We start from the raw sequence: 19,127 nt of genomic DNA, 5'->3' as shown, positions 1-19,127 counted from the left end.
TAGTACTAGAGTACTATTTGTTAGCGATCGCATTGTGCCAGTTGCGTAAGTCCTGACATCCTCTAAGTGGAATAATTTTAATTACGAATTACGAATTATAATGAATCATCTCTGGCTACCTACACCAACAGATTTAACTTTGTTACCGGATGAGATTCATGTCTGGCGCATAGACCTTGACCAGCCAGAACCACAGCAGCAAAATTTTGCAGCAACTCTTTCTAGTGACGAAACGGCTCGTGCTGAACGCTTCTATTTTCCAAAGCATCGGCAGCATTTCATTGCTGGTCGCGGTATCCTGCGAACTATATTAGGTCACTATTTGGGTATCAAGCCGTCACAAGTTGAGTTTAATTATCAACATCGTGGCAAACCAGTATTAGCAGATAAATTTGCTGATACTGGACTGGCGTTTAACTTGTCTCATTCCCAAGGGTTGGGTTTGTGTGCGGTGAATTGTACTCGCCAAATTGGTGTAGACCTAGAATATATTCGCCCGATGTCTGACTTAGAAGCTCTTGCCAAACGATTCTTTTTACCGAGAGAATATGAGATGTTGCGATCGCTATCTCCCAACCAACAGCAAGAGATATTTTTCCGTTACTGGACTTGTAAGGAAGCTTATTTAAAAGCGACTGGAGATGGACTATCCCAGTTAGAGCAAATTGAGGTGTCGCTAACTCCCACAGAACCAGCCAAGTTACAGATAACTGAAGGCTGGAGTCTTTTTGAACTAGTACCTGCTAACAATTATGTTGCTGCTGTTGCGGTAGAGAATTTTGGCTGGCACTTAAAATGTTGGCAGTATTAATCCTAGTCATTAGTCATTAGTCATTCTTCCCCAATGCCCAATACTTCTCTACGAGAGGCTGCGCCAACGACAACGCTACTTCGACATCGCTCAGTACAAGTCAGTACAAGTGCCCAATGGCCTATGCCCCCTACTTATCTTCCTGCATACTTCTCACAATTTTTGTCACTAGGTTTCTGGGTACAAATCTGACACTTTTTGCCAGTATTTTATTGAGCAAACCAGGAATAACAATGGTTTTGCCCTTCATTAAGGCGCGAAAACCAATTTCGGCTACTGTTTGTGCATCCATCATCTTCTTACCCTTGAGCAACTTAGAGTCAGCCATTCCTGTTCTTTCATGAAAGGCAGATGCGGTTGAGCCTGGGCAAAGAACTGTCACAGTGACACCTGTACCTTCTAATTCATTAGCGATCGCTTCTGAAAAAGATAAGATATAGGCTTTAGTAGCAAAATAAACTGCCATCAAAGGGCCTGGTTGAAAGGCAGCAGCCGAGGCGACGTTTAATATTTTTCCCTCACCTTGCTTTACCATGTCCTTCACGAATAGCTTAGTTAAATGGGTGAGACACACCAAATTTACCTGTAGCATTTCCAATTCAGCAGCTAGGTCTGTTTCGTGAAATAATCCATAGATACCAAATCCGGCATTATTTACCAGCACATCAACCTTAATATTGGCGAGTTGCAATTCTGTGAAAATTTCTTCAGGAGCTGTTGATATAGATAGATCCTTAATAATAGTTGTAACAACATTTCCAAATTTTTCTTGGAATTTAACTGCAATTTCTACAAGCTTTATCCCGTTTCTGTCTATTAAGACAAGATTGTAATCATGAGCAGCAAAAATACATGCTAATTCGTAGCCAATTCCACCGGCTGCCCCAGTAATAAGAGCAGTTTTTTTACTTTGTCCTTGATGTGTTGTGTTCATGTAAAAAGGTTAGTGAATTCAACTTGATGAAGCTGCATTGGATTTACAGTGGTTCTCGCTCTACAATTAAGTATGCGTAATATCTGAAACGACGAGAAATGTCTTGAGTTTATAACCCTTTCAAATGCTTGTGTGGTGCGTAGACGTAGCCCGCACTTCTCTACGAGACCCTTCTCTACGAGACCCTTCTCTACGAGACGCTGCGCGAACGACATCAGTGACCACCGTAGGCATCGCCTTGAGCTTGCTAGATATAGCAGGACAAACGTAAATTTAGGACTTATGCTTCGTCAAAGTTGAGAATCCAGAAAATTTGGTTATGTCCCACTGCTAGCGTAGACGTGTAGCGGCTTGTCGTCAGACATCGCTCTTTTTACACGTATTTGATTACTCACAAGAGTGGGTAAAATCAAACTTTTATGGCTGACACTAACCATTGTATACTCAATTGTTTATGTCAAGGTGTAAGTTCTAAAAATTTACATTTGTGAGCATCAAAAAACAGGACAATTAGATTGCCTCTATTGGTGTATGATTTGTTAGCTGGCATCTTAAATGTTGGCTATTAAGTAGTAGTGAGTCTTAAAGAACATAGATTAAACAAAATGTTTGGTAGGGGAGCCAGTGCGTTGCGGTGTTAGCGTAGCGGTAGCGAGTCCGCGAGCGTCGGCAGTCCGGTCTTCTCCCTTCGCGTAGCGTCTCGTAGAGAGCGTCACCCGAAGGGAGGTTCCCGACACTCGATGACTCGAAGGAGCTTCGCTATCTGTTGTAGCAATTGGCATTGTGTTACAGAAGCTGTAACGCACCCTACGCAAGTTGTGAGTTCCTAAGCGATATTTAAGAAACCGCTTTGAATTAAGTAGGCGGTATAAGTCATAAACAATTGAGAGTCAATGGGAGGACAAACAATAGAACTATCTGCTAGTGCAATCAGGGTATCTTCGCAACTAATATGGGGTCTTCTAGCTTGTAAATACAAATCAGGAATAGTCACTTGTTCATCAGACCAGCGCTCCAGTAAAAATGGTCGCAGAGTGTATAAAGGGTTATCCACAGAAGACACATTATTGATTAACTCAGCTTGCCATTTTTGATATGGAATCATCTCAATTGAATAACCAAAAGAGCGTATCCATTCAACTAGCATTTTCAAAGCGGCAGGTTGGGGATGTTGTAAATTAAAAGCCTTACCTATGGATTCTTTTTGCCGTGATAGATAAACAATGGCTTTACTTACATAGTCCACAGGAGACATATCCAACATATAATCTACATCAGGGAAATATCCCATTTGTAGACAGCCCTTAGTCATCAAATTGATAAAGTCATGTGTATTACAAATGCCGGTTTTGCTATCACCTGAAATCAGCGGCGGTCTGTGGATAGTGACAGGAAGTCCACGGTCACGAGCAATTTTTACTAATTTTTCAGCTACCCATTTAGTTTGTGAGTAACCAAGATAAATACCTTCCCAATGATTGAATTCATCCTGCTCTTTAACAACCTTACCCGCATAAGCAGTCGATTCAAAAACAGCAACACTAGAAACGTAATGTACAGGTTTGACTTTAATTTGACAAGCCAATCTCAAAACTTCTTGAGTTCCTAAAACATTGGCTGCCTTCAATGCTGAGTATGGAAAGACATAATTCAACAAAGCACCACTATGATATATAGTATCAATATTGGCAGCTAAAAATTGAAACTGTTCAGAGCCAACGCCTAACAATGGCTGAGATAAATCGCCGACAATTGGAATAATTCTGGAGTTAAATTCTTCCTGCAAAATTGCATACTGTTGCAGATTTTTTTGGAGTTTGCTTTTGCCTTCTTCGGCATTGGCAGCACGCACTAAACAATAGATATCCGCATTAGTTTGTTGTAGCAATTCCCGGATGACAAAAGCTCCTAAAAAACCTGTTCCTCCAGTTAAAAAGATGTTTTTCGGTTCACCTACAGGCAGATTAGATGCAGCACCAGGATGGATGGTGGGGTCAAGAACAGCCTCAGCACTTAAATCTAGAACAGAGGGGGCAGCGTTGGCATTAGAAGATGTCACACCTGTCTTTTGAATCGGTGAATCTTCTTGCACTTCTTCAGATAAACGCTGTGAAAGAGCTTCAATATTTGGGTAGTGCCACAGAAGCAATGGAGATGGTTGAAATCCTAGCAATTTCTCTAATTTGCTTATTAGAATCATTGCTTGGGCTGAATCCAAACCATAGTTTTCTAAATGCTCTTTGATGTCTATTTCATCAGTTGATACTTTTAGCAATTCAGCTAAGTTAGATATCAAAAATACTTGAATATCGCCTGCGGTGAAAGACTGTTTTATAGTCATTTTCAAATCTCCAACAATGTTGAACGAATAGGGTGATACTGACTGTAATAATCAGAAGCTTGCAGTCCTTGAATTTTCAAATTTTGGACACGATACAAAAAGGCTGCACCAGTCATAATTTGATTAGCAACATCAACTACCTGACGATTATTTGCTTCAGAGAGGTAGGAACCCCGTACCCAGTCATTGAAACCGCCCATTGCCGGGCCACACCAAATTTGATAATCGACTTCTCTACCTTTTTCACCAGAACTAGACCACCGAGAAGATAATCCTAAATACCAGCGGAAAATCAACGCCATTTTCAGTTTAGGATTATTAACTGCTTTACCCAATTTCTCAGGATTCTTTTGGGACAAATAAGCCGCAGTCCCTTCCCATACTTCCGCAATAGTTTTGCGAAAAACTTGTTTTTCTAATTTCTCTCTTTCTGCCAAAGGAATCTCTTCAATCGAATTATAAGCGCGATAGAGTTCAAATAATTTCTGCGATCGCATGGGGAACATCGTACCCCGTTTGAGAACTTGCAATTTGACTCCCATTTCAAACATATCTGCTGCTGGGGCCATCATCATATCAGCCATTTCGGCTTGAGCTAATAATTTTTTGGTATGTTCACAAGCCCCAGATTCAACGCATGACTGGTTAATTGAGCCGGTCATTATATAAGCAGCACCCATCATAAAGGCTGCTAATGCTGATTGTGGTGTACCAATTCCCCCTGCTACTCCGATTCTAATCGGTATTTGGTAATGATATTGTGCTTGAATTTCATCCCGCAAGGCAATAATAGAAGGTAACAAACAAACCAAGGGACGGTTATCTGTATGACCTCCAGAATCAGCTTCGACGGTAATATCATCAGCCATCGGAACTTTAGCGGCAAGGGTTGCTTGTAACTCAGTAATTAATCCTTGTTCAAGAAGTTCTTTGAGAATTCTGGCTGGTGCTGGTTGCAAAAATTTAGTAGCAACTTCTCGGCGAGAAATTTTGGCAATGACTTTATTTTTGATTTCAATTTGATTGGCGTTATTCAACCCCAATCCAGCAACACGGTAATAGACAATGTTGGGGGTCAAATCGAGAAATGCAGATGCTTCTACTGTTCTCACTTGATATTTGAGGTATAAATCCACAGCCCGACGTTCAGTCGCAGGTTCGTTAGGACTGTGAATTAAATTAAATGCATAGGGCCCTTGAGGTAAAGCTTCTTGAATACGATTTATGGCTGCTTCCAAACGGTCTGGAGTTAAACCACCTGCACCAAAGGAACTCAAAATTTGCTCTTTTCCGAGTGCAATGACCATTTCTTCGGAAGCAATTCCGCCAGCCATTGCGCCAGTAACGTAGGCATATTTAACTCCATGAGAGGAGAGAAAATTCGGATCTCCAAACTGTTGAATACGGATTGGTGCGGCAAATGTTAGCAGTTCTACTTGTGCTGTTGTGCCATTATCACCAGGGGACAAATACCCCTCATTAGTGACACCGATTTTTCCGGCAACTTTCACGATGTAGCAGGGTTTATCTAATACCATCAATTTATTTTTGATGGTTTGTTGCTCAAAAGATACAGTTTCTAAAGAACCTTTCCAAACCTGGTTTTTGTTATAAGACCAAGCAGAGAAATTAAGACCATTATCGTGTTTACTTAGTACCGTATCTACGGTTGTCACGGCAGTTATCCCTCGGATTACTAAAGAAGGGGAGTGGGGAGTGGGGAAGAAATATTTTCCTTTTACCGATTAACCTTTTCTCTTCCCCAAGGACATTGATGGTTGAAGTATGTAGACTCCTTACTTTTCACAGCATCTAAAAAACCTTACTTCCATTCCTCTCCCCTTCTAGGGGAGAGCCTTTGAATTTTCCCCCTTCCCTACAAGGGAAGGGGGCTAGGGCGTTAGGTTTTTTATTGGTTTTTCCAAATGACATGAAAAGTTAGATGTAGACTATTATCAGGATTCGTCGTTAAGCAAGTTTTGGGCGCAAGTTAGTTGCAATTGAATGATTTCGCTCATTTGCTGACTATAATCTTGTCTCGCTTGTAAAAAAGCTGTGTGCGCTTTGGTTATCTTTGAATTATTAGCATTGAGCTTTTGATACTGAGTCTTATTTAAATCGAACATGCTGATGATGCTACTAATTTTTTGAGTGATGACAGGTGGCGAAGAAAGAGAAATTTGCTTCCCAATTGCGCTTGACTCAGAAGATTGTAATTGTTCTCTCATTTCAAAAACGTTATCAATGATATTTTTCGGTTTTACTTCTTCTGACTGAGGCAAGATATTAGGGGAATAATTTTCTTGTTGGGTTATTTGGTTGGAAGTGTTAAGAGAATCTGTGATTTCAGATTGTTGGAGATTAGGTATGTTTGGATGCTGTTTTTTGAAGCGATCGCTCCTAAGATCGCCAGCGAAATCTTCCACAAGTTTGCGATTTCCGTCGCTCAAAATAGCAGTGGCAATTGATTTTCCGCCCAAGGTAACTGTTCTCAATGTTGCTTTATTTTGATTAGTGGTTTCTTGGGGTTTGCTGTACAGTGGTGATAAATCCACGTTCACTTGATGACTGAGTAGTTTTGCTAATGCTTTGACCATTGAAGCATGGTCATGCATCCCTCTACGATTCAGAGAAACTGTGATGTGTTCTTTTTTGTCGAGAATTTTATCAATCCATCGTGAACAAACACTACCAGCACCTGCTTCTACAAATATTCGGACACCATCATCGTAGACACGATTAACTAATCGCGGAAAATCAAGCTCTTGGCACAATCCTTTGGCAATGTTATGCGCGATGACATCACTTTCAAGTGCGATCGGTTGATAATCGGCGGCAGAGTAAAAAACAATATCTGGGAGAGTTTGCGATGGTAAAGTGTTTACCTTCTTGATTTCCTCGTACTGCGATCGCATCGCCTCACAATGTATAACATGGTCGAAGGGAGCGGGGAAAGCGTTGCAACCTAAAGTTGTAATCACTCGCTTACAGGCTGCATCATCACCAGCAATTAATACTTCTTCTGGTGTATTAATTTGAGTTAGATAAACACGATTCTCATGTTTGAGACATTCTCTAACTTGGGATGGACTAGCCATGAGAACATAGGTATTCCACAAATTGTTGTTTTGTGAACTTGGTGAATCTGTTAATCCCCAATATTCACGCACAGCATTTTTAGGGCCAGATAACTTATCGCCAAATAAAGGTGATGAGTTTAAGGTGTTACTTCCGCCCTCAAAATCACTCCAAACTCCTTGGGCAACCATCATACTGGTTTCACCCAAACTATACCCAAAAACGGATTGTGGCTTAACTTGAAAATCATCTCGAAAAATTGCCGTCATGTATCTAGCAAAGGCGATTTCACTTTCAAACATTGCCAGGGAATCATCTAACAATTGTTTTTCGAGTGTTTCTAGTTGCCTAATTGTCAATTTAGGTAAACTTCTGGGATAAACTAGCTTTTCAACATCGGCAGCCCGGTTGTAGAGATTGTTACTTTTTAAGTCCTCAAAAACTTTCGGAAATAAACGAAAGACACTGCGACCAATGCCAATATAAGAATTGACTGCTGCGGGATAAACATAAGCAACTGCTCCAGTTTTACCCAATGGTTTAGCTGTAAAATAACTTCCTATTGGTGTTTGCCAATCTGTGCCGTTCTCAAAGGCATTGTTTACACCTTTACGGGCTGATTCAATTTCTTTGAGTAGTTCTTTTTTATTACGTCCTGTGATTGATAAGACGTATTTAGGCTCAGAATGCTGCTCAAAGGTAGCGAATGTTTGGCTAGCGGTAGCTGATAAACAAGAACTAACTTCAATGGATTTTTGGAGATGGTTAAGTAAATCGGGTATAGTGGAGCGATCGCTAACTGCTATAGGAAACAGATGAAAAGGCATTTGTTGCAAATATCTGTTGTCGCGCTCCTCTTGGCTGGGTTCTTCCGATAAGATTAAATGGGCGTAACTGCCATCTATACCCATGCTATTAATTGCTGCTACTCTGCGTGTGGCGTCTTTATCGACAAACCAAGGTCTTGATTCCATTGCCACATAGAAGGGACTACCTTCCCATACTTGCGGTGTTTTGACACCAGACCATTTGGGTGTGGCGGGAATATACCTGTAATAAAGACAGAGAGCGGTTTTGATTAAGCTAGCGATTCCCGATGCTGTATAGGTGTGACCAATATTCGCTTTGACGCTGCCCAATGCACAGTGCAGACCATTTCCTACTTTCGGATAAGCTTGGAGTAAACCTGTGATTTCGGCTTCATCTTGCTGGGAAACGCCACTACCGAAAACTTCTACATAGTTAACCTCTGTGGGTTGAATATCTGCCATCTGAAAAGCTTGTTTGCAGACATTGCTGATAGCTGAAGCATCAGGTTTGACCTGAGTATTACCCAAAGTAGAATTACCTTGTGCAAAACTCATGGCATCAATGACTGCATAGATGCGTTCATTGTCTTCCTTAGCAGCTTCGTAGCGCTTGAGGACGACAGCACCCGCACCTTCGCCAACCGTCCAGCCATTTGCTTGTTGGTCATAACCCAACGTATTCACACCCGTATTAATTGGCGCAAATTGGCTACGAAACAAGACATTTTCCACACCACCGGACAAATCTACAGCACCAACAACGACTGCATCAACTTCACCTGTAGCGAGTAGCATTTGTGCAACTTCCAACGCTTTGAGGGCTGAATTTTCGCCAGCGCTAATGGTGAATGCCGGGCCAGTGAAATTCCACAAAGCAGAAATTCGACTCGCCATAATGTTGGCGATGTGACTCACATATTCGCCGATTTCTACAGGTTGGTGAATGCTATCTTTGACAATGGTTTCCAGTCGCGCCAGTTCTTCAGCAGGTAAAGAAATTCCTTGGTTGAGTAAGCCGTCCTTAACTTGCCAAGATAGATTCCATCTTTGTTGTAGCTGATGTACGGAAAACTCTGTCTCAGCCGCGACAATCACTGCCACATTGCTGCCCTCCTGTAGTTTCGCATCTTTCACGGCGCGATCGCTCACCTTCAGGAGCAATAATTGTTGTGGGTTTAATTTTTCGATTTCATTCGGTGGGATTTTGCACGATAAAGTATCGATTTCAAAATCTTTGATATATGCCCCTATTGGTGCTTTACCATCTGCTAACCCGTACTCTTTCAGGATATTTTCTTGATTTTCTATACCGTGCCATCTTTGAGGCGGTAGGGAAGTAAAATGTTGTGTTCCATCATAAATACTGCGTTCAAAAGCATCTAAGCCATTGCAGTTACCGAAAAAGGCATCCATGCCGATAATGGCGACTTTTACGGGTAGAACAGGTGGAGTTGATTCAACTGATTGTGCTGTATTTCCTTGTTCTAAAATCAGGTGAGAATTAGTGCCGCCAAAACCAAAAGCACTAATAGCTGCCCGTTTAATTGATGCGTTATTATTTGGCCATGCTGTAGCCGTTCTAACAATTTTATCGGCGGAAATTGTACTTTTGTCTGAAGTTAAAGGTTCAGAAACATTCATGGTCGGTGGAATTACACCATGCGACATACTCAAAATCACCTTAGTCAAGCCAACCATGCCAGCAGCAGTTAGCAAGTGACCAGTATTTGCCTTAGCAGAACCAACCAGAGGTGCAGCTTGGTTTTGACCAAAGAAGGTTTCTATGGAATTGAATTCGGTTGTATCTCCTAGTAATGTGCCAGTAGCATGACACTCTAGATAATCGATATTTTTTGGACTAATTTCCGCCTCATTATAGGCTCGTTCAAAAGCTAGGATTTGTCCTTTAGGATTCGGACTCAGTAAGTGCTTACCTTTACCATCATTTGAAAGCCCATTACCGCAGATGGTTGCGAGAATATTATCACCATCTCTAATGGCATCTGAATATCTTTTCAACATCACCATCCCAACACCATCGGCGGGAATTAGCCCTCTAGAGGACTTATCTAAGGGGCGACTGATACCATTTTCTGGATACCCTTGAACACCAGAAAATAACATCCGCACGAATAGCGAATCTGCACAACTAATGGCTCCAGCTAACATGGCATCAGCTTTGTGTGACCATAAGTAATGAGATGCTAATTTAATAGCATAAAATGATGATGAACAAGCCGCATCCAGACATAAATTAATCTGGGATAAAGATAGCGCTTGAGCAATGATAGATGCAGGTAAGCCAGATATCAGGGCATTGTACAAAGAGGCTTTAGTTGTAGTTGGGACAGCTAAATCAAAGTCTTCATACTGCAAAAGTTCTCTGACAGCAGGGGTAATAGTTTTCTGGTAAATGGGAGATAATAATTGATTAGATAATTTCGTCGGTAATGACAAATTACCTAAAATTACACCACATTTTGAGAGAACACTTTGATTATCCCAATAACCACTATGCACAATTGCTTGTTTAGCAGTATACAACGACCATTTAAAGGTGTTATCTAAACTAGCTACAAATTCTGATGGCAGATTGTATTCACTAGGGTTAAAGTGAAAGTTACGGATGTATCCGCCTTTGAGAGAATAGGTTTTGTCTGGTGTACCTTTAACTGGATTGTGAAAGATTGTCGGATCTACTCCAATTTCTTCGACTGTTGCAGAGGATGTCGAATCTTTTTGACTAACAATATTTTGCCAGAATTCTTCGGGGTTTTTAGCATCGGGGAATAGACATGATAATCCGATAATCGCTATTTTTTCCACTAGTTATATCCTTAAGGTTTGGGTATTAGGCAAGAGATATTTAAAACGCAGGATTTACGCTGTTCCCCAAACTTTAAAAAAGAAATAGCTCACGCAAAAGCAAGGTAGCGCGTTGGGCGGGCAATGCCCGACTTGTTCGCGCAGCGTCTCCCCTTCTCCCAAAGGGAGAGGCTAGCGCCTGCCGTAGGATGCCCAAAGGGCTGTAGGGAGAAGCGACTGCCGCGCAAAGGCAGAAAGAAGAATTTATTACTAACTTCGGAGTGATTTCATTGACCAAATGATAGCGTGGGCACCGAGCATACGCGAATATATTTGTCCTTGACGGTCATGTATGATAAAGTCAGCAATTACACTAGTTGCTGTTTTCACTTTCACTTCACACGAAACGTAAAAAGGTTTGTTATGTGGTGTAGCTACAAACTGTTCATATTTTTCCACCCTACCAGGTAAACAAGCTTCTTGATGAAAGTGCTGTGTCCAAATCCATAACGCGTGCATACTCAAGTCAATCGTATAAGGATTGATCCATTGCACTGGAAATTGTCCTTGTTGCCTGTCGCTAATTTCTTGCCAAAGACATTCTGTAGTGATTTTTTCAGGGCTGATGTTTAAGACTTTTGTGAGTTCCTGAAAAGCAGGGCCATGAAATAATGTAGCCCCTCCATTTTGGTAAAAAGCTTTTCCTCTAGTGGTGATGATGTTATCTTCTTCAAGATTAATTGATTCATAAGGGCGAGCAATGGGGATTTTTTGCTGGAGATTGAGTTGAGCGCTAAAATGATAATGAATTTTTCCTTCTGGGTTTTTACTCAAGATTGTTGCTTTAACTTCGATATTTTTAAAGCTAACCTTGGAAATTTCTTCTATTTCTAAAATATGTTCCTTTGCTAAGGATTCATTGAAAGTAATCCCCTTCAAAATTTTAAAATTTTGGTGATGGAACAATTTGTAACCTGGATAAAGTTGTTCACAGGTATTGATCATCCATGTCATTGCACAAGTTGCTGGTAAAACTGGAGAACCAGCAATAGTATGATCGTGTAAAAATGGATTAGCCTCCAATGTCATTTGGCGACGGATACGATAGGTTCGTAGTTCTGAATCTAACTCTGTAGCCTGTGGAACTAGTGTGCTACCAATCACAACTTGTGCAGTTGCATGATTGACGCTATTTATTTCTTTAACGAGCATTTGTGCTCCAGCTGCAATCGGAATTATTTCAATTTTTCGCTCTTGAAAAACTTTCTTTAATTCCGGTGTTACCATACCACTATCCCAAGCTCCCCAATTAATAGCAACCACATGGCATGAGGGATAGTTTTGCTTGATTAGATGGGCTGATTTATTTAGAATTTCATTAGCGATCGCATAATCAGACTGTCCAATATTTCCATGAAAACCTGTTACAGAAGAAAACAAAACTAAATGCTGAAGTTGACTAGGGTTAATGCAAGTAAGTAAATTTTCTAATCCTTGCACTTTGGCGGTGTAAACTTTTTCAAAATCCTGTTCTGTTTTCTTTTCAATTAACTTATCTGCTAAATTACCAGCACCATGTATGATGCCTGTAATTTGGCCCATACGTTGTACAGAAGTGGCAAGTTTTTGCCGTAAAGCCTGTGTATCTGTAACATCAACACTGATATATTCTGCTTTGGATCCTGTTTTTTGAATTGCTGCTAGAGTCTTTTTAATTTCGCGGCTGGAGGTAATTTTGTTATATATCTTTTGCACGTTCATGGGTGTGGGCTTCTCTCCTTGAGAAAGAAGATTTTCCATGATGCATTTTTTCAATGCGGATTCATCACAATTTTGAGCAAAATCTGGTTCGGTTTCTAATAGTTCAGAGCGACCGAGGAGGATAAATTTGCAGGGTTGCTGCTGTGCTAATTTGATAGTACACTCAGCCGTAATCCCTTTTGCACCGCCGCTCACGACAAAGACAGATGATGGACTAAGCTGGGCTGTTTGGGTCATAAATCCTCTGATATTAATTCGTAATTCGTAATTAAGAGATGCTTTAGAAAGCTGGTTACAAGTTGTTTTCTATTTCTTTCTTTGTCTCCTCTGCGGTTTTTTTAAACGAACCGCAGAGGCGCAGAGAGCGTAGAAAAAGGAGATTAATCAGCAATTAAAGTGACTCGTCCTTGTGAGCCGTAGCCAACTTCACTAATATAAAGATTGGGGTCGTGAAGCTCGGCAATGATGTTTTGTACTGACTGTTTGGCGTCAAGTCTGGGACTTAGATCGATCGCACGAGTAAACACTTTAGGCCATTCCCATCTCAGAGTTTTGGTTAACCCGAACAAACCAGCACCGATCGCACCGAAGTTGACTTTGTACTCTAACCCAAAAGCGCCATCGAGATGAGCAACTGTACAGAAACAACTACGTCCATGACGTGCGGCTTCATTGAGGGAGGGTTTGAGGTGTTTCGCCATCAAAAATACGTGCTTGACGATCGCCTTTTCTGATTCGTTATAAGAAATACTCCCGGTGTGATTTGCTACAAACATCGGATGTAGATGGATGAAAGCCCCAATCGTTCCGCAGTGAGATGCGATCGCTTGCAATTGTTGTTGGAGATGTTCTTCACTCAAGTTTGCTAAGGTGACGCGGGTTACTCCTGTGGGTAAAGGCGCTTGCTGGGCGATCAGCGATTGGGGGAAGCTGATAACTACTACTTTCCAGCCTTTCTCAATTAGGGATTCAGTTAATTTATAAGTGGTGAGGGAACCATCATCGGTAATTAAACCGATGTGTCCCTCTGGTAACGTGAAATCCAAATAATCGGGCTGTGGTAAGCTTCTGAGTTTGACCGGATGGCGCTGAATGTTATGCTCTAATTCGGGTGGTTGTTGGACAAACTCAGGCTCAGACTTTTTTTTTTCACCTCCAGCCAACTGCTGTAGGTAATCAACTATTTGACCGATGGTGCGGAGTTCTCCGAGTTCTTCAATGTTTGGCTTAGGTAAGTTGGGGTACATTTCTTGCATCGCCCCTAGTATTTCTACCCGTTTGATGGAGTCAATCCCCAAGTCGGCTTCCATGTCCATTTCTAGTTCCAGCATCTCCACTGGGTAGCCCGTCTTATCACTGGTGATTGCTAACAGGGTTTGACCTAAGTCTGCAAATTCATCACTTGTAGCAGGTTCTGGTTCTAGGTTGAATGCGACAACTACGCTTGCTTCAGGTGAAGTAATTACCTCAACTACCGGTGCAGTCTCTATTGAAATCTCAGTTGGTTGTTGTACTTCGTGAACTGCAATTTCTACAGAAATGTTTTTGGAAGTATGGGATTGCAGATACTCTACAACTTGACCGATGGTGCGCTTTTCTGCGAGTTCTTCTAAATTGGGTTTGGGTAGGTTGGGGTACATTTCCTGTAGCGCCCCCAGGATTTCTACCCGTTTAATCGAGTCAATCCCTAAGTCCGCCTCCATGTCCATGTCCATTTCCAGCATCTCGACTGGGTAGCCCGTCTTGTCGCTGGTGATGGCTAACAGGTTTTTATCTAAGTCAACAATATCGATGGTTGCGCCAGATACAGGTGCAGCAGTTGTGGGTGCTGGTTCTGCGATAACTTCATTGGCTGGAGGTGAGCTAATTTTGACTACAAGCTCGGTTTGAGGTTCTACTACTGGGACAGGTGGCGCGACTACAGGCTCTACTGTGGCGAAGTGCGGAGTGGGAAGTAGAGACGCGATTGATCGCGTCTCGATTGATCGCGTCTCTGGAGATACAGGAGTTTCAACCACAGGCTCTACAGCAGCCGCCAGAGGTGCTTGAGTAGCATTTAAGCCATTTTTAGCAACTGGCTCAGTTACAGGTAAAGGTTGGCTTTCTACTATCTTGGTAGTGGGCGGTACTGGTGCATCAGTAACAGTTGTTTCTGTGGTGAAATGATGGCGTACCTCATTTAGTTTCTCTGTTAGTTGAGTTGCTCCCTCACCAGAGATGATTTGAGAATATTCTTGCTGTATGAGTTGGAAGAAGTTTTTGGTATATTCCAACTGCTCTTGAAGATATTGCTCATGGATGCGTAGGGTTTCACCTTGTTGGGAGTGAAACTGCATCATGCTGCGCTCTAAGCTTTCCATCACAACTAGCTTCATTTTGGCAGTTTCCTCTGTTGATTTACTTTCACTCAACAAAGAATTCTGCTGTTGCATCAGTTGAAAAAACGCTTTGGCGTATTCCATTTGATGGTTGAGATAAGTACCGTGAACTTGTAAATTCTCGGCTTGATTTTCCTGGAACTGTGTCAGCAGATATTCTAAACTTTCTAAAAGTTGTTGGTAATTTGTAAGTTTTTCTGGTGTTGGTTGCATCTTAGATTCCTGGGCTGGTTGTGACAGGGTAACAGGATTCATTTGTTGCTCTGTTTGGGTGATGATATTAGCAGTCATACTGTTAGCGATCACAGGTGTTTTTTTATGTCCGTTAGTCTCTCTAACTGCAAGAGTTGGAGTTACACCTGGGCTGGTAAACAAAGGAGCCGCATCAGAAGATTCAGGGGTAGGTAATGTGACTTTATGCCCATCCTGCAAAGCTAGAGCGAAGGCATTTTTCGTTTTTTCGGATCTGTAGTTGATGCCGTTCAAACGTACATTTAATGTCTTCTTCGTCTCAATTGGCGGTATAGTTTGGGGAAGTTGGTAAGGATCGAGATTATTCAAAGCCAAACCAATTACCCGCAACTGCACAACCGCTTCTCGTAAAGAGCGATCGCTATTCTTTTGAGTGCTGGGGTTTAAAGATACGGTAATGTGTGGGCGATCGCCAAGGATATCTTTTACCAAGTTGGTGAGAATTCTCCTCGGCCCAAATTCCACAAAGCAAGTACCACCGGCTGCATAGATATTTTCAATTTCCTGTTTAAACAGCACTGAGTTGGAAAGGTGCGTTTCCAGGATTTTTTGAATACCTTGGGGTTCGTTGGGATATTGCTTGCTGGTGACGTTGCTGTAAACAGGGATTTTCGGACTTTGGAACTTGACAGACTTAGTAGCGATCGCAAAGGATTTTTGAGCAAAGGCGATTAGCGGTGTATGGAAAGCTGCTGATACAGGCAATAATACAGCTGTATATCCTTTCTCGTGTAAAGCCTCTCTGACTCTCGCTATTTCTGCGGTAGGGCCAGCCAAGACAAATTGAGTCGGAGAATTTTGATTAGCGATCGCAACTTGCGGAAAATGTTTCAGTACTGCTTCCACTTTGCTGATGTCTTCTTTGACAGCCAACATACTACCCGCATCATGATCCGGGTCTTCCGGTGCAGCCATTGCTTGACCCCTAGCTTTCACCAGAAACAAGTAATCTTCCGTACTCAAAACCCCCGCAGCCCACAAAGCTGTCAGTTCCCCGAAGCTATGACCCGCCACAAAATCTGACTTAAACCCAGCTTGTTGCAGTATGCTGTACATCCCTGCACTCAATACCCCGATGGCTGGTTGAGCGTATTCTGTGCGTTGTAAAGCAGCAACTTGGGCATTTTTTTCTGCTTCCTCAAACACAGTATGAGGAAAAACGATCTCTGAAAGCGGCTGTAAATTATCTTTGATTAACAGACTATCCATATAGCCATGAAGACGCCGCATCAAAGGAAAATTCATCACCAGTTCGCGTCCCATCTCCAAGTATTGCGAACCTTGACCAGAAAATAGAGAGACAACTTTTCCACCCAACTCCATACCAGAGGCGCGGTAATAAATCCCTTGGGGATGCTCCCAAGATGCTGCTGTTCCTTTGTTTTTCAGCCAGTCAATGCTAGTTTGCAACAACTTGCAAGCCTCTTCCAGATTCTCAGCGACAAACCCAAATCTGGCAGCAGAGAGGGGAATCTGCGGCGATTTGCACTCCTTGATTAATTCTGCATAATGTGTAGGTGCTTCAGGCGATCGCAACTTACCTAAAATCTCTTCAGATTTGCTCAACAATTGGTCTACTGTGGGAGCAAACAACAGCACTTCACTAGCACCACTATGTAAGCGGTAAGCGTGGTTCTGGTCAGCTTCATATTCTTCCAAAACGACGTGATAATTAGTGCCGCCAAAGCCAAAAGAACTCACCCCGGCGCGTCTTGGTGCTTCCCCTTCAGCACGAATCCAAGGTCTAGTTTCGGTATTCAAATAAAACGCCGAATTTTTAATATTGAGTTTGGGGTTCGGCTCAGTGATGTTAATTGTCGGTGGTAATACTTTGTGATGTAAAGCCAAAGCAGTTTTAATCAAACTCGCCGCACCCGCAGCCGCTTTTGTGTGTCCAATTTGTGATTTTACACTACCCAAAGCGATGTGTTGCTTTTTGTGATCATGTTCGCCAAAGAAGTCTTTTAAAGATCCGAATTCCGTCGGATCTCCAGCCATTGTACCGGTGCCATGTGCTTCCATCAAACCAACAGTAGCGGGAGAGAAACCGGCATCTTCATAAGCACGTTCTAAAGCTTTAACTTGGCCTTCTTTGCGCGGAGCATAAATGCTCTTATAACGCCCATCGCTGGAGGTACCAATACCTTTGATTACGGCATAGATTTTATCGTTGTCGCGTTCAGCATCTTCCAGGCGTTTGAGTACAATCATCCCGATACCTTCACCCAGCATCATCCCATCAGATTTAGCATCGAAAGGTTTGACATTCTCACTCGGAGAAACCGCCGGTGTTTTGCTAAATGATATGTAAGCCATGATGGTGTTATCGGTATCAACACCACCAGTCAGCATCATGTCAGAACGATGCTCAACTAGCTCACTAATTGCCATTTTTAAAGCACCGAAAGAACTAGCGCAAGCAGCATCTACCACACAGTTCATTCCGCCAAAATTTAGGCGATTGGCAATTCTACCCGCGACTACATTAGCTAACATTCCAGGGAAAGCGTTCTCATCCCATTTCACATAGGCGCTTTTGATTTTATCAACGATTTTTTGGGTATCTTCGTCAGATAAACCACTGCTTTTGAGAACTTTTTCCCAAATCGGATATTCCAATCTTGCAGAAAGTGGCATTCCTAATTGCTTGGCCATCGCCACGCCTAAGATTACCCCAACAGTTTCGCGGCTAAACTCACGTTTTTCGCCATAACCTGCATCTTCCATCGCCTCTTTCGCAACTACTAAACTCAACAGTTGCGATACATCTGTGACTTCCAAAATGCTGGGTGGTATGCCGAATTCCATCGGGTTAAAATCAACCTCTGGAAGAAACCCGCCTCTTTTGCAGTAGGTTTTATCTTCAGTAGTTCTGGGATTCGGATCGTAATAATCCTCGACGCTCCAGTGAGTCGAAGGAACATCAGTAATACAGTCAATTTTGTTTACTATATTTTGCCAGTATTCGTGCAAGTTTCTGGCTTTCGGCAATAGAGAAGCCATACCGACAATGGCTATAGGATTGTGTTGTAATTGTCTGTTAATTCTGTTGACTGACACTGATTTATCTGACCTCATGTTTTTTTCCTCTATAGACCTAATTACAGCCTTTTCGCAATTATTGATCAGGCTCTCTAACTCCGCTAAGGCAGTATCAATTGAATAAGCAGACATAGGGCATAGTGAGTACTGTGGATTGTGTAGCTACAGTAATTTCTGTTGCCTACTAAATAATGAAAATCTCTTGTTTTGTAAGCAGCTAGCTATCCTATCTCCGCTAAATGCTTTTCTCAAAATCGACACCACACGACAGATACTGCCCTGATAAAGCCTGAGATTTATAGGCGATTTTGGCACACTGCGTAGGCCTAGCCCGTCGTAGACATCGCAGAAAAATCTTAGACAACGTTAGACTCTTGATATTGTGGCAATAGGTCAATGACGTTGTTAAAACGGGTCTAATAATCTGGGAGTGTAATAGCTGTTTGACCAGTGAATCCAATCCATTTGTAATAGTAGAGATTTTGAGCAATGGTATCCCACTGGAGCGATAGAAACTGAGCAGTAGCTAAGGGAACAGAAACGTTTTTTTCACCCGAAACCGTTTGATTATCTAGCCTAACTACAGCAACATAGCTGATGTTAATGACAACGTTCTGTATCTTAATCAATGTCATAGCTAGTTTCAACGTCCGGGATAATATATCTTATGGGATTCGACCCAGGAAAGTTGACAAGTTCGTTACAGAAAAGACACCGCATTTAATCCGAATTTATGCAAGTTGAAAAAGTATTAAACGATGACTAAGTGATGACATAGCAGTTAGGTTTAGTTATTTTAAATTTCCAAATTTCAATTAAATAACTAGTTTGTATAACCACTTTAAAGCATTGAATTAATAAAAACACTAACATACTTTACAGAAACTAAATCATTTCTTTAAAGTTATTTCATAAA

The 19,127-nt window shown here is 41.9% G+C and carries 10 protein-coding genes; 2 read left to right on the top strand and 8 right to left on the bottom strand.

The genetic code is table 11. The annotated features are described in order from the left end of the window. Positions 1-100: 100 nt before the first annotated feature. Positions 101-811, top strand: a complete 711-nt coding sequence (gene hetI, locus HWQ38_RS14390; protein ID WP_292794606.1) for a 4'-phosphopantetheinyl transferase HetI — start codon at positions 101-103, stop codon at positions 809-811. Between the two features lie 130 nt (positions 812-941). On the opposite strand, the gene HWQ38_RS14385 is transcribed toward hetI, so the two are convergent. Next, positions 942-1,745 carry an SDR family oxidoreductase gene (locus HWQ38_RS14385; RefSeq protein ID WP_292794604.1) on the bottom strand — a complete coding sequence of 268 codons (804 nt, stop codon included), beginning with the start codon at positions 1,743-1,745 and terminating at the stop codon, positions 942-944. A gap of 124 nt (positions 1,746-1,869) precedes the next feature. On the opposite strand from HWQ38_RS14385, the gene HWQ38_RS14380 reads away from it, so the two are divergent. Next, a complete protein-coding gene (locus HWQ38_RS14380) occupies positions 1,870-2,016 on the top strand; it encodes a hypothetical protein (protein WP_292794603.1) in 147 nt (48 codons plus the stop codon). 325 nt (positions 2,017-2,341) lie between these two features. On the opposite strand, the gene HWQ38_RS14375 is transcribed toward HWQ38_RS14380, so the two are convergent. From HWQ38_RS14375 to HWQ38_RS14345, 7 genes are all read right to left on the bottom strand, one after another. Beyond that, positions 2,342-2,527, bottom strand: coding sequence for a hypothetical protein (locus tag HWQ38_RS14375; protein WP_292794601.1), 186 nt, complete (start codon positions 2,525-2,527; stop codon positions 2,342-2,344). 44 nt (positions 2,528-2,571) lie between these two features. Beyond that, the gene (locus HWQ38_RS14370; protein ID WP_292794599.1) at positions 2,572-4,086 is read right to left on the bottom strand and encodes a thioester reductase domain-containing protein; all 1,515 of its coding nucleotides are present in this window, start codon (positions 4,084-4,086) and stop codon (positions 2,572-2,574) included. 2 nt (positions 4,087-4,088) lie between these two features. Continuing rightward, positions 4,089-5,762: a PfaD family polyunsaturated fatty acid/polyketide biosynthesis protein gene (locus tag HWQ38_RS14365; RefSeq protein WP_292794598.1), complete on the bottom strand. Its 1,674-nt coding sequence runs from the start codon at positions 5,760-5,762 to the stop codon at positions 4,089-4,091. 279 nt (positions 5,763-6,041) lie between these two features. Then, entirely contained in the window at positions 6,042-10,799 is a 4,758-nt protein-coding gene (locus tag HWQ38_RS14360) for a PfaB family protein (protein WP_292794597.1), read from the bottom strand. 249 nt (positions 10,800-11,048) lie between these two features. Continuing rightward, a complete protein-coding gene (locus tag HWQ38_RS14355) occupies positions 11,049-12,776 on the bottom strand; it encodes an SDR family NAD(P)-dependent oxidoreductase (RefSeq protein ID WP_292794595.1) in 1,728 nt (575 codons plus the stop codon). Positions 12,777-12,919: 143 nt separating this feature from the next. Further along, positions 12,920-18,343, bottom strand: coding sequence for a type I polyketide synthase (locus HWQ38_RS14350; protein ID WP_292794593.1), 5,424 nt, complete (start codon positions 18,341-18,343; stop codon positions 12,920-12,922). 284 nt (positions 18,344-18,627) lie between these two features. Next, positions 18,628-18,846 (bottom strand): hypothetical protein, encoded by a 219-nt coding sequence (locus HWQ38_RS14345; RefSeq protein WP_292794592.1) that lies wholly within the window; start codon positions 18,844-18,846, stop codon positions 18,628-18,630. Positions 18,847-19,127: the final 281 nt, after the last annotated feature.

The sequence above is a fragment of the Nostoc sp. NMS7 genome, assembly GCF_017115085.1.
Taxonomy (GTDB): Bacteria; Cyanobacteriota; Cyanobacteriia; order Cyanobacteriales; family Nostocaceae; genus Nostoc.
This window is presented reverse-complemented; position numbering and strand designations above follow the sequence as displayed.

Coding starts and splice junctions, on each gene's coding strand:
- hetI (WP_292794606.1), top strand. CDS start 101: ATGAATCATCTCTGGCTACCTACACCAACAGATTTAACTTTGTTACCG.
- HWQ38_RS14385 (WP_292794604.1), bottom strand. CDS start 1,745: ATGAACACAACACATCAAGGACAAAGTAAAAAAACTGCTCTTATTACT.
- HWQ38_RS14380 (WP_292794603.1), top strand. CDS start 1,870: ATGCTTGTGTGGTGCGTAGACGTAGCCCGCACTTCTCTACGAGACCCT.
- HWQ38_RS14375 (WP_292794601.1), bottom strand. CDS start 2,527: ATGCCAATTGCTACAACAGATAGCGAAGCTCCTTCGAGTCATCGAGTG.
- HWQ38_RS14370 (WP_292794599.1), bottom strand. CDS start 4,086: ATGACTATAAAACAGTCTTTCACCGCAGGCGATATTCAAGTATTTTTG.
- HWQ38_RS14355 (WP_292794595.1), bottom strand. CDS start 12,776: ATGACCCAAACAGCCCAGCTTAGTCCATCATCTGTCTTTGTCGTGAGC.
- HWQ38_RS14350 (WP_292794593.1), bottom strand. CDS start 18,343: ATGTCTGCTTATTCAATTGATACTGCCTTAGCGGAGTTAGAGAGCCTG.
- HWQ38_RS14345 (WP_292794592.1), bottom strand. CDS start 18,846: ATGACATTGATTAAGATACAGAACGTTGTCATTAACATCAGCTATGTT.